General features: G+C 70.4%; 10 protein-coding genes. 8 read left to right on the top strand and 2 right to left on the bottom strand.

Features of this window, described 5'->3' with window-relative positions:
* The first annotated feature begins 86 nt into the window (after positions 1 to 86).
* The 5 genes from EYF70_RS12375 to cphA all read left to right on the top strand — a co-directional run bounded on the left by EYF70_RS12375 (position 87) and on the right by cphA (position 7,203).
* Positions 87 to 1,523 carry an iron-containing redox enzyme family protein gene (locus tag EYF70_RS12375; RefSeq protein WP_131145678.1) on the top strand — a complete coding sequence of 479 codons (1,437 nt, stop codon included), beginning with the start codon at positions 87 to 89 and terminating at the stop codon, positions 1,521 to 1,523.
* 67 nt (positions 1,524 to 1,590) lie between these two features.
* Complete coding sequence (locus EYF70_RS12370; protein WP_229420832.1) at positions 1,591 to 2,649, top strand: methyltransferase; 1,059 nt, start codon at positions 1,591 to 1,593, stop codon at positions 2,647 to 2,649.
* A gap of 8 nt (positions 2,650 to 2,657) precedes the next feature.
* Complete coding sequence (locus EYF70_RS12365) at positions 2,658 to 3,554, top strand: isoaspartyl peptidase/L-asparaginase (protein WP_131145677.1); 897 nt, start codon at positions 2,658 to 2,660, stop codon at positions 3,552 to 3,554.
* A gap of 92 nt (positions 3,555 to 3,646) precedes the next feature.
* On the top strand, positions 3,647 to 4,561 hold the full coding sequence (locus EYF70_RS12360) for a cyanophycinase (protein WP_229420831.1): 915 nt from the start codon (positions 3,647 to 3,649) through the stop codon (positions 4,559 to 4,561).
* Positions 4,558 to 7,203 (top strand): cyanophycin synthetase, encoded by a 2,646-nt coding sequence (gene cphA / locus EYF70_RS12355; RefSeq protein ID WP_131145675.1) that lies wholly within the window; start codon positions 4,558 to 4,560, stop codon positions 7,201 to 7,203. The genes EYF70_RS12360 and cphA overlap by 4 nt, the downstream gene beginning before the upstream one ends.
* A gap of 315 nt (positions 7,204 to 7,518) precedes the next feature.
* On the opposite strand, the gene EYF70_RS12350 is transcribed toward cphA, so the two are convergent.
* Together EYF70_RS12350 and EYF70_RS12345 are read right to left on the bottom strand one after the other, a co-directional pair.
* Positions 7,519 to 8,529: an AraC family transcriptional regulator gene (locus EYF70_RS12350; protein WP_131145674.1), complete on the bottom strand. Its 1,011-nt coding sequence runs from the start codon at positions 8,527 to 8,529 to the stop codon at positions 7,519 to 7,521.
* 51 nt (positions 8,530 to 8,580) lie between these two features.
* Positions 8,581 to 9,438, bottom strand: a complete 858-nt coding sequence (locus tag EYF70_RS12345; RefSeq protein WP_131145673.1) for a GGDEF domain-containing protein — start codon at positions 9,436 to 9,438, stop codon at positions 8,581 to 8,583.
* A 270-nt stretch (positions 9,439 to 9,708) separates the two neighbouring features.
* Here EYF70_RS12345 and EYF70_RS12340 point away from each other — a divergent pair, with 270 nt between their 5' ends.
* The 3 genes from EYF70_RS12340 to EYF70_RS12330 all read left to right on the top strand — a co-directional run bounded on the left by EYF70_RS12340 (position 9,709) and on the right by EYF70_RS12330 (position 16,025).
* A complete protein-coding gene (locus EYF70_RS12340; RefSeq protein ID WP_131145672.1) occupies positions 9,709 to 12,210 on the top strand; it encodes a TonB-dependent receptor in 2,502 nt (833 codons plus the stop codon).
* Complete coding sequence (locus tag EYF70_RS12335; protein WP_131145671.1) at positions 12,210 to 14,015, top strand: phytase; 1,806 nt, start codon at positions 12,210 to 12,212, stop codon at positions 14,013 to 14,015. The genes EYF70_RS12340 and EYF70_RS12335 overlap by 1 nt, the downstream gene beginning before the upstream one ends.
* 429 nt (positions 14,016 to 14,444) lie before the next feature.
* Complete coding sequence (locus tag EYF70_RS12330; RefSeq protein WP_229420830.1) at positions 14,445 to 16,025, top strand: ABC-F family ATP-binding cassette domain-containing protein; 1,581 nt, start codon at positions 14,445 to 14,447, stop codon at positions 16,023 to 16,025.
* Positions 16,026 to 16,272: the final 247 nt, after the last annotated feature.

Below are 16,272 nucleotides of genomic sequence, written 5' to 3'. Positions count from 1 at the left end.
CGTTATACAGATGACAACGCTTTACTCCCAGCATTGCATCCCAACGACCGCGAAGCTCCCGCTTCCGCCTGAATAAAGAGACAAGAATGCCTACTACCGCCCTCGCCCAACTTCCCGCAACCGGCATCGACACCAGCGACGCCAGGGCCGTTTACCACGCGCTGTACGACGGTGCCGACCCCGCCCTGGCGGCCGACTACCTCGAAGCCCGGCTGGCCGAGGCGGCGGCGCTGCCCTGCGACCTGCCCGCCACGCTGGACGAAATGGCGCAATGGATCACGCGCCACACGGATGCCGTCGGCACCGAGTACCGCGCCTACCTGGCGGCACGCAAGAACGGCGCGCCGCGCCGCTTCTTCAAGACACGCTCGCAAGCCCTGTACTTCCTGAAAGCCGTGGCGCCCACCAAGCTGGTGGATGGCGCCTGGCTGTACGGCGTGCTCGAGCGCTGGCAAGACCCGGATTACCAGGCCCTGATCCGCATCTACCTGGAAGAGCTGGGCAATGGCGTGCCGGACAAGAACCACGTGACGATCTACCGCAAGCTGCTCGAACAGCACGGCTGCGAACACTGGCAGGATCTGCCGGAACGGCATTTCGTGCAGGGCGCGATCCAGCTCGCGCTGGCCGCCGGCGCCGACGACTTCCTGCCCGAACTGGTCGGCTACAACCTGGGCTACGAGCAGCTGCCGCTGCACCTGCTGATCACGTCGTACGAATTGAACGAGCTGGGCATCGATCCGTACTACTTCACGCTGCATGTCACCGTGGACAACGCCGATACCGGCCACGCCCACACGGCACTGGAAGGCCTGAAGCGCCTGGTGCCGCGGGTGGGCGACAGCGCCGCGTTCCTGCGGCGCGTGGCGGCCGGCTTCCGCCTGAACGACCTGGGTGTCGGCACCGTCGAGGCGATCGCCGCGTTCGACCTGGAGCGGGAAACCGTCGCCATGCTGGCCGCCAAGGCGGTGGTCGGCAAGAACATGCATTCGGATTACTGCCGCGTTGCCGGGCGTACCATCAACGACTGGCTGGCCGAGCCGGCGCAGATCCCGCAATTCCTGGAAAAGCTCGAACAGCAAGGCTGGATCCGCCGCGGCGAGCCCGCCGAAAACAGCCGCTTCTGGAAGCTGATCCACGGCGAACGGGCCGAGATGTTCGGCGTGTTCAGCGCCTACGAGCAGCAGCTGCTGGAAGACTGGATCGTCACCCCGCGCGAGGGGGGCGAGCCGGTCATCGCCCGGGTACCGAGCCACCGCGCGCTGCGCCGCAGCCTCGACACGCTGGAATCGGCGCCGGCCCGCAACACCGCGCCGCGCGGCGTGATCCGGCATACCTTCCCGGCCGACGAGCATGCCTGGCAGACCATCGGCTGCGAATTGCGCCTGCTCGAGGCCCAGCTGGCCGCCACGGCCAGCAAGGACGAAGCGATGGCGCTGCTGATCGGCCTGATGGCGCCGAACCAGCACCATACTTCCGCCGGCCTGATGGCCACGCGGGTGTTCGCCCGCCTGCTGCAGTGACACGGCCGCGCCGCCGGCAGCGACAGCACAAGATCACACCACAAGCATAACGACACGAGGGGAACCGATGATGAATGTCACTGCCAGCGGGGGCTTGCCCGACCTGGGTGCCGCCGCCACGGCGGCGCCGGCCGACCGCTCCACCCATGAAGCCGCCCCGCTCGCCCCGCGTGCCGGGGTGTTGCCCGATGCGCCGGCCCTGCTCGAACTGGGCCGCGCGCTGCAAGCCGCCGGCTACCGTTTCACCACGGTTACCCCGGCCACCCACAGCAGGGTGAAGGGTCGCAGCGACCATGTCTGGGCACGCGACCTGGCCGACATCTTCGGCTGGAGCCGGCCGTTCCGCGCCGAGGCGCTGCCGGCCGAGATGCTGGCGCTGATGGTCCGTGCCGGCATCGCGCAGCCGCACCGCGACGGCTGGCGCTCCACGCTGCGCGCGTCCACCCTCGATGGCGTGCTGTACTTCCATTCCGCCTATCCGACCAGCGAGGCCGACGCGGTGTTCTTCGGCCCCGATACGTACCGCTTCGCGCGGGCGCTGCGCGCCGAACTGGCCGTGATCGCCGCCACCGGCCGCCCGGTGCGGCGCGCCGCCGACGTGGGCGCGGGCGGCGGGCCGGGCGCGCTGACGATCGCGCGCCGCTGCGCCAATGCCGAGGTGCTGGCGCTGGACATCAACGACCGGGCGATGCACCTGTGCCGCGTGAACGCGCAGCTGGCCGGGCTGCCGAACGTCGCCGTCCAGCGCAGCAACCTGCTGTCCGACGTGCCGGGAGACTTCGACCTGATCGTCTCGAATCCGCCCTACCTGCTGGACAAGTCCGAGCGCGCCTACCGCCACGGCGGCGGCGAACTGGGCGCCGGGCTGTCGCTGGCGCTGACGAAGCAGGCGATTACCCGCCTGGCGCCGGGCGGCAGCCTGCTGCTGTACACGGGCGTGGCGATGCTCCACAACGATGACCCGTTCCTGCGCCGCATCGAACCGCTGCTGGCCCAGGCCGGCATGAGCTGGCACTACGAGGAAATCGATCCCGACGTGTTCGGCGAAGAACTCGATACCCCGGCCTACGCCGAGGCGGACCGCATCGCGGCTGTCTGGCTGAAGGCTTCCAAACCCCTGCACTGAAAGACATCATGACCAAACAACTCCAGGCAACCGTCGTCACCCACGGTGGCGCGGGGGGCAGCCGCGACCAGGATGACGGCTGCGTGTTCGCCGCCCGCGCGGGCCTCGACCGCCTCGCCGGCGGCGGCGGCGCGCTCGACGCCGCCGTCGCCGCCGTGGTGGCGCTGGAAGACGACGGCCGCTATAACGCCGGCAGCGGCTCGGTGCTGTGCCTCGATGGCCATACCGTCGAGATGGACGCCGCCGTGATGGATTCCCAAGGCGCGCTGGGCGCCGTGGCGTGCCTGCAGCGCGCGAAGAACCCCGTGCTGGTGGCGCAGGCCGTGGCACGCACGCCGCACTGGCTGCTGGCCGGCGAAGGCGCCGAGCGTTTCGCGCGTACCGCCGGCTTCGCGATTCACCACGAGATCAGCGAACGCCAGCGCGCCAAGCACGCACGGCTGATGGCGACGCTGGGCGGCCAAGAGCCGGCCACGCCGGGCATCGCCAACCGCGCCTTCAAGGATTACTGGAACTACGACACGCCGCCGGCGTTCACCCCGTGCGACACGGTGGGCGCCGTGGTACGCGACGGCGCCGGCAATTTCGCCGTGGCCTGCTCCACCGGCGGCTCGGCGCCGTCGCTGCTGGGCCGGGTCGGCGATACGCCGATCATCGGCAGCGGCTTCTACGCCGGCGCCGACGGCGCGGTGGCCATCACCGGCATCGGCGAGCACATCGTGCGCCACCTGCTGGCCTACACCGTGTATGGCTGGATCGCCGGCGGCATGGCCATCGGCGAAGCGGTGCGGCGCGGCGTCGGCCTGCTGCCGCAAGAGATCGACGTGGGCATCATCGCCGTCGACCGTACCGGCGCGGCCATGCACAGCAACCGCGAGATGCCCTGCGCGGAGGAGCGCGCATGAAGGAGCAAACGCGTGGGCAGGCAGGTGATTCAATCGGTGGGCAAGCGGGTGGGCAAATGAGTGCGCAAGCGAACAAGCAAGAGAGTCAGCAAGTGAGTGAGCAGGCGAACGGGCATTTCGACCGCAGCCAGCACGGCCACCTCGTCATCGTCGGCGGCCATGAGGACCGGGAAAACAGCAAGGATATCCTGTCGCGCTTCGTACAGCTTAGCGGCGGCACGCAGGGCACGATCGCCGTCATCACGGCGGCCAGCCGCGTGCCCGACGAGATGTGGCGGCGTTATGACAAGGTGTTCCGCGAAATCGGCGTGCGCGACGTGATCCGCGTCGACCTGCCCGACCGCGCCACCGCCAACGATGCCGGGCTGGCGGCGCGCGTGCGCAAGTGCGAAGGCATCTGGATGACCGGCGGCGACCAGAAGCGCCTGCTGGCCATGATCGGCGGCACGCTGCTCGACGAAGCCATGCACGGCGCGCTGAAGGAATCGGGGGCCTGCATCGGCGGCACCAGCGCCGGCGCGTCCGCCATGTGCGGCCACATGCTGGCCGACGGCAAGGCCGACCTGCTGCCGGAAAAGGGTTCGGTCAGCCTGGGCGCCGGCCTCGGATTCGTGCAGCGCGTCGTCATCGACCAGCATTTCAGCGAACGCCACCGGCTGGCGCGCCTGCTCACCATCGTGGCGCAGAATCCCTACCTGCTGGGCATCGGCATCGACGAGGACACCGCGCTGGTGGTCGAGCGGGGCGTCGGCATCGAAGTGATCGGTGCCGGCAGCGTGACCGTGGTCGACGGGCGCACGATGATCTCGAACGTCGCCGACATTCCCGCCGGTGGCACGCCGCAGCTGATCGACGTGCGCCTGCACCTGCTGCCGACCGGCAGCAGCTTCGCGCTGCCCGAAGAAATCCACCACCCGCACCAGCTGCCGCCGGGCGCCACCCGCGACACGCCGGCCGCCCTGAACGACTTCGTCCGCAACGTCACCAAGAGGAATCCCCTGTCATGAAGATCCTGGACCAGCGCGTGCTGCGCGGCCCCAACCTGTACGCGGCGCGGCCGTGCCTCTTGACGATCCTGGACCTGGGCGACCTGCACGAGGTGCCGTCGACGGCGATTCCCGGCTTTACCGACGCGCTGCTGGCCTTGATGCCCAGCCTGATGGCGCACCGCTGCTCGCCCGGCCACTACGGCGGTTTCGCCGAGCGGCTGCGCGACGGTACCTACATGGGCCACATCATCGAACATGTCACGCTCGAGCTGCAATGCCTGGCCGGCACGCCGGCGGGCTTCGGCCGCACGCGCCGCATGCGCGGCCAGCCCGGCGTGTTCCGCGTGGTGTGCGCCTACAAGATCGAGGCGGTGGCGCAGGAAGCGTTCGACCTGGCCATGGCCCTGGTGGGCGCGCTGGCCGCCGGCCAGCCGTTCGACCTGGATGCGCCGCTGGCCGCGCTGCGCCAGACGGCCGAGCGCCACGCCATCGGCACCAGCACGAAGGCGATCCTGCAGGCGGCGCGCCGGCGCCGCATTCCGTACTTCCGCGTCGCCGAAACGGGCAACCTGTTCCAGCTGGGCTGGGGCAGCCGGCAGAAGCGGCTGCAGGCCACCATGACGGGCGACGCCGGCAACATCGCCTGCCGCATCGCCAGCGACAAGCAGCTGACCAAGACGCTGCTGAAGGAAGCCGGCGTGCCGGTACCGGGCGGCAGCGTGGTGGCCAGCCCCGACGAAGCGATGCGCGCTGCGCGCCGGCTGCGCGGCACGGTGACCGTGAAACCGCTCGACGCCAACCAGGGCAAGGGGGTAACCACGCAATGCACCACGCCGGAAGAAGTGGCCGCGGCCTTCGAGGCGGCCCGCAAGTTCTCGCGCAGCGTGATCGTCGAGCGCTTCATCGAAGGCCATGACTACCGCGTGCTCGTCACCGGCGACGTGGTCGCGGCGGCATCGCTGCGGCGCCCGCCCTGCGTGACCGGCGATGGCCACCGCACGGTCCGCGAACTGGTCGCCATCGAGAACGGTAATCCGGCGCGGGGCAAGGGGCATGCCAATATCCTGACGCAGATCCCGCTCGACGATCATGCGCTGCAAGCACTGCGGAAACAGGGCTACGGCTTCGACAGCGTGCCGCCAGTGGGCGTGCCCGTCACGCTGCGCGGCAACGCCAACCTGTCCACCGGCGGCACCGCCGAGGATGTGACGGACCTGCTGCCCGACGACACGCGCGCCGCCTGCGTGCGCGCGGCCCAAAAAATCGGGCTGGACGTGGCCGGCATCGACCTGGTGTGCCGCGATATTTCCAGGCCGCTGGCCGAACAGGGCGGCGCCATCATCGAGGTGAACGCCGCGCCTGGCATCCGGATGCACCAGTACCCGGCCGCCGGCACGCCGCGCGACGCCGGCGACGCGATCGTCGAAGCGATGTACGGCGGCGACAATGGCCGCATCCCCGTGATCGCCATTACCGGCACCAACGGAAAGACCACCACCACGCTGATGGCGGCCCACTGCGTGCGCATGGCCGGCCTGCGCACCGGTGCGACGACCACGGAAGGCGTGTACATCGATGGCCGCCGCATCGTCAGCGGCGATTGCAGCGGCTACTGGTCGGCGCGCACCGTGCTGACCGACCCGACGGTCGATTTCGCCGTGCTGGAAACGGCGCGCGGCGGCATCCTCAAGCGCGGCCTGGCGTTCGACCGGTGCGACGTGGCCGTGGTGCTGAACATCAGTGCCGACCACCTGGGCCTGGAGGGCGTCAATACCGTGGAAGACCTGGCGCGCGTAAAAGGCGTGGTGGCCAGCGCCGCGTCGCGCTGCGTGGTCCTCAATGCCGAGGACCGCCACTGCGTGCGCATGGCCAGCCGCCTCGCGGACCGGGTCGAGATCCTGTTCTTCGCGCTCGATCCGGACAATCCGGTGCTGCTGAAGCACCTGCACCACGGCGGCCGCGGCGCCTACCTGCACGACGGCCGGCTGGTGATCGCCGACGGAACGCGCCACCAGGTGCTGCTGCGCGCGGAAGACATGCCGTCCACGCTGGGCGGCCACGCGCGCTACAACATCGCCAACGGCCTGGCCGCCGCCGCCGCCCTGCTCGCCTCGGGATTCACGCCGGAGCGCATCGCCGCCGGCCTGGCCAGCTTCGTCTCCGATGGCCGCAACAATCCGCTGCGCAGCAATGTGTTCGACGTGCGCGGCGTGACCGTGGTGGTCGACTACGCGCACAATCCGGCAGCGTACGCCGCGCTGTCGTGCATGGCGCGCGGCCTGTCGAAGGGCCGCGCGGTGGGCGTCATCACCGCGCCGGGCGACCGCCGCGACCAGGACCTGGAAGCGGTCGGGGAAACCTGCGCACGGGGCTTCGACGAGATCGTGGTCTACGAATCGAACAACCGGGGCCGCGGCCGCGGCGAGTGCGCGCGGCTGATGCTGGCCGGCGCCGCCGCCAGCGCCAGGGCCCCGGAAGCGGTCCACAGCCGGCTGGACGGGCACGAGGCGCTGCGCCACGGCCTGTCGCTGTGCCAGCCCGGCGATGTGATGGTATTCGCCTGCGGCTCGTCGCTGAACGAGGTCGTCGAGGCGCTGCGGGAAAGCGATCCGGCCAGCGCGCAGAAGATCGCCGAGCAGGCCGCGCTGGCCGGGGCTTGAGCGACGCAGGCCAGCGCTTGCGCATTGAAAGCGCATGCATACACCCCAACGGCGAAGGGCTGGGGTCAGGGGGGAGTGCTGGCATGCATGCCAGCACCGTTACGCAGGCGCGAAGCATGCTTCGCGAAACCCCTGCTCCACCCCGCCGGGGCGTAGTCGGGGTTTCAAGGAGCATCGCTCCTTGCCGACGTAGCGATACTGGCTTACAAGCCAGTGTTCCGCCCTGACCCCGGAACTTGCCCTTGGGGTGAGCTGAAACTAACGGCATTCGTGCCAGGCACCCGTCTGCATCAAGGTCCGCAACGCTCGCCCCCCCTACCCCGCCAGCCCCATCCGCAGCAGCCACGGCGTCACCCCCGTCCACCGCTTGAACGAGCGCCGGAAGTTGGCAGCGTCGTGGAAGCCCAGGTAGCGCGCCACGGCCTCGTTGTCGGCGCCCTGCGCGTGGAACATCCACAGCGCCACGTGCGTGCGCACCTGATCGAGCTCGGCCTGGAAATGCGTGCCGTGCCGCGCCAGCTGCCGCTTCAGGGTGGCCGGGCTGACGCCGAAATCGGCGGCCGCCCGTTCCAGCGCCGGCGCGGCGCGCACCCGCTCCAGCAGGTAGTCGTACAGCGTGGCCAGCAGCCCGGCCGGCCGTTCCGGCTCGCCCTCGGCGGCGCGCAGCGCCAGCCCGGCGGCCATCGCGCTGCCGCGCGGCCATGGCCGGTCCAGCCAGCCGTCCTCGATCAGCATCGCGTCGAACTGGCAATCGAAGCGCAGCGCGCTGCCCAGGTGCACGTGGTGCTGTTCCACATGGCGGGGTGCGCCGCGGTTGAAACAGAAGCGCCACGGCAGGCGTTCGCCGCCCAGCCAGCGGCACAGCGCCACCACGGCCGTCATGTGCATTTCCACCAGTGCCGGCCGCAAGCCCGGCGCGCCATGGCTGTCGACCCAGTACAGCGCCGCCATGCCATCCCAGGTTTCCAGGCGGGGCCGCAGCAGCGGCGTCAGGCGCGCATGCCAGCGGCACAGGATCGCCAGTGCCTCGCGCAGGCTGGGTGCCTGCACCAGCGCGTTGCTGGGTGCGCCGTCGTGCCCCGGCAGCAGTTGCTGGCCCAGCATGAAGCTGGTATCCGGGCTGTCCAGCAGGCGCAGCGCATTGCCCAGCAGTTGCAGGTACTGGGCCGGCGCCACCAGCGTGCCCGGCACCTCGGCCCCTTCCAGGCCGGTACCGCGCAGCAGCATGGCGTCATCGATGTCGCGCGACCGGGCATATGCCAGCACCAGGGCCGGCTGCTGCTGCGCGGGAATCGACGGCTCGGCGGCGCCGCGCCACGCGCTCATGCGCCCTCCTTCATGTGCAGACGTTCAGGTGCAGCCTTCATGCGCCCGCCTTCACGCATCCACCTGGCGGCACAGGTCGGCGAGCACCATGTCCGGCGTGCGGCCGGCGCTGGCGCCGGCCGGCGCGCAGCTGTGGCGCAAGGTCAGCGGCACCGCCACGCTGCCGGCATGGTGGCGCATCATCGCCACCATCACGCACAGGTGGCGCGCGGCGTCGCGCGCTGCCGCCTCCGACAGGCCCGGCATCAGCACCGCGAACCGGTCGCCCGCATAGCGGCACAGCAGGTCGTCGTTGCGCAGGTTCAGCAGCAGCATGTGGCTGACGGCCTGCAGCACCCGGTCGCCCTCGGCCTGGCCATGCTCGCGGTTGATGCGGTGGAAGCCGTCGATATCGAGCAGCACCAGGGCGCCGCCGCCGCGCTGCCGTTCCAGGTGGGCGCGCAGGTAGCGGGCGTCGGCCAGCTGGGTCACGCGGTCGAAGGCGCGGTGGTCGCGGAACAGCCGCTCGCGTTTCTTCAGGTGTTCGGTCAGGCTGGCCTGCTCCTGGCGCCAGAACACCATGCCTGCGGTAAGGATCACCATGCCGAGCGGGACCAGCGCTTCCAGCGCGTTGTCCCACAGCGCCGACTTGTCGACGGCGAAGATCTCGTCCATGCAGTCGGCCCACGAACCCAGCGCGATGGCGGCGAAACCGGCCGCCAGCAGGCGCGTCACCTGGCCGTCGGGCCGCGCGCCGAGCACGACCAGGCACCACGCGGCGGCCACCAGCGCCGTGCCGCCCTCGCTGGCGATGTCGAACCATTTCCAGGCGCCGGGCGGCATGGCCATGCCGGCTCCGGCAAACAGCAGGGCGACGAGGATGCCGGCCAGGCCGGCGGCGATGAATGCGGGGCGTTGGAGCGTGTTCATGACCGGCCAGCCTAGCTTCGGCTTGTGACCGCGTGATGACAGTGTGACCACGGCCGGCTGCGGCGTTGCGGCGCCGCCCGGGGTGCGATCGGCTCACCGCCGGCAGGTATTTTTCTCGCGTACAGGTATCCCGCCGGGCGCAGCCATGGAGGCTGCCGGGTCAATTCGGCTCAATCACCGCCCCGGCGTGCGGCCGGGCCGCCGGCTGTCACGGATCGGTCACATGGGCTGCCTAGAATCCGCCCCACTTCAACCACCACCCTACACACCATGCGATATTTCGCCATCCCCGCCCTGGGCCTGCTGGCCGCCGCGGGAGCCCATGCCGCCGGCGACCCGACGGTCGTCATCGCCGGCCAGCGCGTCAGCCTCGCCAACGCCATCGCCGCGCAGGAAAAGGCCGACAACATCGTCAGCGTCGTGTCCAGCGACGGCATCGGCGGGCTGCCCGACAAGAATGCCGCCGAGGCGCTGGCGCGGCTGCCCGGCGTGGCCGTGCAGCGCGACCAGGGCGAAGGCCGCTACGTCACCGTGCGCGGCCTGGGCCCGGACCTGAACGCCGTCACCATCAATGGCGCGCTGGTGCCTTCGCCGGAAGCGGGCACGCGCGCCGTGGCGCTCGACGTGCTCCCCGCGGGCCTGATCCGCACGCTGGAAGTGTCGAAGACGCTGACGCCGGACCAGGATGCCAATTCGCTGGGCGGCACCGTGGAAGTGAAAACGCTGTCCGCCTTCGACCTGCCCGGCGCGCTGCTGACGGTGGGCGCCGGCGCGAGCCACGACACCAATACCGGCCAGAACAGCCCGAACGCCAACCTGCTGTGGGCCCAGCGCTTCGCTGGCGGCAAGCTGGGCGTGGCGGCCGGCCTGTCCGGCGAGCGGCGCAAGTTCGGCTCGGACAACGTGGAGACCGGCGGTGCCTGGAGCGGCGACCGGCTGGAAGGCTTCGAACTGCGCGAGTACCTGCCGGTGCGCGAACGCTACGCCGCCGCGCTGAACCTCGACTGGCGGCCCGACGCCGCGTCCAGCTATGCACTGCGCGGTTTCGTCAGCCGTTTCTCCGACGACGAGGTGCGCGACCGGCTCACCGTGGGCAACCTGGAGAACGACGACCTGGCCGAGGGCGAGACCGGCGAGGCGCGCGTGGAGCGCCGCCTGCGCCAGCGCAAGTACACCCAGGAGATCCGCTCGCTGACGGCCAGCGCGGATCGCCGCCTCGCCGGCTGGCGCCTGCATGCCGAAGCGTCGGCCAGCCGCGCCACCGACGACGCGCCCGAGTCGGTCAACGATGCGCGCTTCCGCGGCAGTTTCGATGGGATCGGGTTTACCAACACGATGGCGCCACGCCTGGTCGCGCCGGCCGCCGTGTTCGATCCCGCCAGCTACAACCTGAATGCGATCACGCTGCAGCAGAGCTACGCCGAGGACCGGGCCAGGGCGCTGCGCCTGGACCTGACCCGCGAGCTCGACGACGGCCTGGCCATCAAGTTCGGCGCCAAGGCCAGCCGGCGCGACAAGGACAACGACACCAACCAGTGGACCTACGACAGCAGCAGCGCCACCAGCGCGAACTTCTGGGGCCCCGGCACGCGTTCGATGAGCGGCTTTGTCGGCAAGCACCAGCTGGACTATGCGTTCGGCCCGATCGGCACGGCGCTGGACCCGGCGGCGATCCGCGCCCGTGTCGCCGGCTTGCCGCGCGCCGGCGCGCAACAGGCCGCCGAATCGGCGCTGGACGATTTCTCGGTCAGCGAGGACATCGACGCCGCCTACGTGCAAGGCACGCTGGCACGCGGCGCCTGGTCGCTGCTGGCCGGCGTGCGCGCCGAGCGCACGCGCTTCAAGGCGCTGGGCCGGCAGATCGCCATCACCGAGGACGAGGAAGGCGAAGAAACCCAGGCGATCACGCCGCGCCGCGCCGGCCGCTCGTACACCGACTGGCTGCCGACGCTGCAGGCCCGCTACGACATCGACCGCGCCACCAGCATGCGCGCCGCGTGGAGCAACTCGGTGGTGCGGGCCAACTTCAGCCAGCTCGCCCCCGGCGTCAGCCTGGACAGCGCGACCGAGGCCACCATCGGCAATCCCGACCTGGCGCCGCTGAAGTCGCGCAACCTGGACCTGGGCATCGAACGCGTGCTGGGCAATGACGGTACCATGTCCGCCTACGTATTCCACAAGGACATCAGGAACTTTACCTATGCGACCAACCTGGCCGGCAGCGGCCAGTGGGCGGACTATACGACCGCCACGTCCTACGCCAACGGTGACAGCGCCAGGGTGAAAGGCATCGAACTGGCGTGGCAGCAGCCGCTGCGCATGCTGCCGGCACCGTTCAACGGCCTGCTGGTGGGAATGAATGCCGCATTCACCCGGTCGCGCGCCGCGATCGACAGCTTCGACGAGGATGCCGGCACCCGTACCGGCCGTACCATCCGCATGCCTGGCCAGTCGAACCGCATGGCCAATGCGATGATCGGCTACGAGCACGGTCCGCTCAGCACGCGGCTGGCCGTCAACTACAAGTCGCCGTACCTGCTGGAGCTGGGCGAGAACGTGCTCGACGCCGGCGCCGACCGGATCGTCGACGCGCAGACGCAACTGGACTTCTCGCTGGCCTGGCAGCTCGGCCGGCGCTGGCAGCTCACGTTCGAGGCCAGCAACCTGAATAACGAGAAATACTATGTGTACCAGGGCGTTAAGCAGCATAACGTCCAGTACGAACAATATGGCCGAACCTACAAGGTCGGCCTGAAAGCGAGCCTGTTCTGATGAAGCATGTCGTCATACTGTCGCTGCTGGCCACCACGCTGGCAGCCCACGCCCAGGCCGTGCCACCCGCCGTGGCGAAGGCGCGCGACCTTGCCGCGCTGCCGCAAGGCTGGCTGGCGCTGGACAAGAACGCCCTGCGGCTGGTCGATGCGGCCGGTACGGAGCGCGCCAGCCTGCCGGTGCGCGGCCGCCAGGTCGATGTGCGCAGCGCCGGCGGCGTGTCGCTGGCCATCGTCATCGATGCCAACGCGGAGCGCGTCATCCCCGTGCGCGCCGATGGCCGCGCCGGCACGCTGGCCGCGCAGCCCCCACTCCCGGAAACCGGCTTCGGCATCGAAGCGGCCTGCCTGTACCGGGATGCCCAGCAGCTGACCTATGCTTTCCTGGCCGGCAAGGATGGCCAGGCCGAGCAATGGCTGCTGGATGGGGATGCGCCGCGCCGCGTACGCCGGCTGGCATTGCCGCCGCATGTTCAGGCCTGCCGCGTCGACGATGCCACCGGCACCCTGTACGTGGCCGAGGAAGGCATGGGCGTGTGGGCGTACCGTGCCGACGCCGAGGGTGCGCCGGCCCGGCGTGCCGTGGGCCTGGCGCCCCCGTTCGGCAAGCTGGCCGACGGCGCGCAGGCGCTGGCCGTGGTGCCGGGCGGCGTGGTGGCCGCCGATGGCAAGGGCAGGCTGCACGCCTGGCGCCGCGCCGGCAATGGCTGGACCACGGCCGCCGTGGCCGGCCAGGGCATGGAAGGCCTTGCCATCGATGCCGCCGGGCGCCTGCTGGCCCGCGACGACACCGCATGGCGCAGCGTCCCGCTGGCAGTGAAACCGGTGGCGCCGGCCGCGCCACTGCCGGTGGTGATGCCGCGCGCGCAGACGGAACCGGTGGCGCGCGCCGGCGACGCGGCCGACGATCCGGCCATCTGGCGGCATCCGGCCGATCCGGCCGCGTCGCGCGTGCTGGGCACCAACAAGAAACAGGGCCTGCTGGTCTATGACCTGCAGGGACGCCAGCGCCAGCTGCTGGAAACGGGCCGGCTGAACAACGTCGACGTGCGGCAGGACGTGGCCTTCGGCGCCGAGCGCTTCGACCTGGCGCTTGCCACCCAGCGCGACGACAACCTGATGGTGCTGTTCACCATCGCCGCGGACGGCACCGTGGCCGAGGCGGCGCGCCTGCCGACGGAACTGGACGAGATCTATGGTGCCTGTGTGTACCGGCCGGCCGGCGGCGGCCTCGATGCCTTCGTCAACGACAAGGATGGCCGCTACCTGCACTACCGGATCGCCCGCGCGGACGGCAAGTTCACGGCGCGGGTGGTGCGGCGCTTCCGCACCGCCAGCCAGCCGGAGGGCTGCGTGGCCGACGAAGCCAGCGGCCAGCTGTTCGTCGGCGAGGAACGGCGCGGCCTGTGGGTGACCAGCGCCGACGCGGCGCGCGATGCCCGGCTGGCGATGGTGCTGCCGGCCGGCGGCCTGCTGCAGGCGGACGTCGAGGGTATCGGCATCTACCGGTCGGCTGCGCGCAGCTACGTGGTCGTGTCCAGCCAGGGCAACGACAGCTACGTGGTGCTCGACGCGGCCGCGCCATACCGGGTACGCGGCGCCTTCCGGATCGGCGTCAACGTCGCGGACGGCATCGACGGCGCATCGGAAACGGATGGCCTGGAAGTCACGTCGGCCGACCTGGGCGGCCCGTACGGGCGTGGCATGCTGGTGGTGCAGGACGGCTACAAGCGCATGCCGGACGGGCCGCAGAACTTCAAGCTGGTGGCGTGGGACGATATCGCCCGGGCCCTCGGCCTGGATTGACAGCGCGTGAAAAAGGTTTAGACTTCAGCCATTCAGACAAGCCACCCCAAGTGCAGAATCCGGGGTCAGACCCGTCGGGTCTGACCCCAGCAGTTCGTCCTTGGGGTAGCGTCAGGCGCTAACAGGATGCCAAAACAAGTGGCATCGCGTCCTGCAGGTATTCGTAACCGGAGCACTCCCCCCCAAATGACCATCTGAGCCTTCGCACCGCGGTGTCGACCCAAGTGTCGGCACCAACCTTCCGCGCCGTCGTCACGGCCGGACCGTTTATGCGCTCGAAGAGGTTCACGCATGGCTCATTCCAACGCCGCCCCACCGGCGGCCGCATCATCATCTGCTTCATCATCAGCATCGTTATCAGCATCGTCACCGGCAAAGTCACCGGCACATTCGCCGGCAACATCGTTCATCGAACTGCACGGCGTCACCATGCGCCTGCCCGATGGCCGCACGCTGTTCGATGATCTGACCTTCACATTCGGCGACCGGCGCACCGGCCTCGTCGGCCGCAACGGCATCGGCAAGAGCGTGCTGGCACGCGTGCTGGCCGGCCAGCTGGCGCCGGACCGGGGCCGCGCCACCGCACGCGGCAAGCTGTATTACCTGCCCCAGCACATCGACGCCGATGCCGGCTCCACCGTTGCCGATGTCGCCAGCCTCGGGCCCCTGTTCGCCGCGCAAGAGCGCCTGGCCGCCGGGCACGGCACGCCGGAAGACCTGTCCCTGCTGGATGGCCGGTGGCGCGTGGCCGACGAGTTCGCCGCCGCGCTGGCCGGCGCGGGCCTGCCGGGCCTGCGCGCCACCACGCCAGCAGCCGCCCTGTCCGGTGGCCAGCTGGCCCGCGCCGCCCTGGCCGGCGCCTTCCTGTCCGGCTGCGACGTGCTGGTGCTCGACGAACCCACCAACCACCTCGACCGGGAAGGCCGCGCCTGGCTGCGGGAGCGGATCGACGCGTGGCCCGGCAGCCTGGTCGCCATCAGCCACGACCGCGCCCTGCTCGACACGATGACGACCATCGTCGCGCTCGACGAACGGGGCCTGCACGCGCATGGCGGCAATTTCACGCAGTACCAGGCCTGGTGCGACGCCGAAGCGGCGGCGGCGCAGGCCGCCCTGCACCATGCGCGCGCCGTGCGTCAGGCCACGGCGCGTCAACTGCGCGAGGAGCACGACGCCCGGCAGCAGCGCAACGCCCGCGCCAGCCGCGCCGCCCGGCACGAGAACCAGGCCGCCATCCTGCTCGGCCGCCGAAAGGCCACCGCCCAGGCCACGGCGGGCCGCCAGGCGCGGCAGGCGGACGTGCTGCGTGCCCGGCTCGACGATGCGGTGCGTACCGCGGCGGCGGGCATCGGCGAGGGACCATTGCCGGCCCTGCTGCTCGATGCCGCCACCGTTCCGGCAGGCCGCACCGTGATCGCCTGCGAAGGCGCGGTGGCACCGTGGCCGGCCGGCGCCGCGCCGCTCGACCTGATGCTGGCCGGTCCGGTGCGGCTGGCCATCGCCGGCCCGAACGGCTGCGGCAAGAGCACGCTGCTGAAGATGCTGGCGGGCGACATCCTGCCGCGTGCCGGCTTATGCTCGGCCCGCGTACCGTCCGCCTGGCTGGACCAGCATGCGCAGCGCCTGCTGCCGCCGGCGTCCACGGTGCTGGAGCGCCTGCGGCAACTGGACAGCGCACTGCCGGAAGCCGCATTGCGCAGCCGGCTGGCATTGCTGGGCCTCGATGCGGCACGGCTGGACACGCCCGCCGGCGCCCTGTCGGGCGGCGAGCGCATCAAGGCGGCGCTGGCTTGCGCCCTGTGGCAGCGGGACGGCGCGCGCCTGTTGCTGCTCGACGAGCCCGGCAACCACCTCGACCTGCCGTCGCTGCGGGCGCTGGAACAGGCCCTGTCGGCCTGGCCCGGTGCGCTCGCCATCGTTTCCCACGATGACCGGCTGCTCGACGCGCTGCGACTGACGCACGTCCTGCGCTGGAGCCCGGCGGGCTGGCGGCTCGAGACCTGCACGTGAGTCGTGAACGCGCTGCAAAATCGGTTGCAGGCAAGTTGCAAAGAAGTTGCAAAGAAGTTGCAAATAAGTCGCATAGAACGCCGCAGGACGGGCTGCAAACAGGGCAACGGCGGGGTGCCAGCGCGCCGGACCCGACTGGACCAATGTCGTCCGCGTCGCAGCCACGCCGCACCGGCATGCAAGATCGTAGTCACCCACAAAATTGCCAGGGAATTATATGATTGCAACACTTATTACTATATGCCTT

This window comes from Pseudoduganella albidiflava (genome assembly GCF_004322755.1).
Taxonomy (GTDB): Bacteria; Pseudomonadota; Gammaproteobacteria; order Burkholderiales; family Burkholderiaceae_D; genus Rugamonas; species Rugamonas albidiflava.
This window is presented reverse-complemented; position numbering and strand designations above follow the sequence as displayed.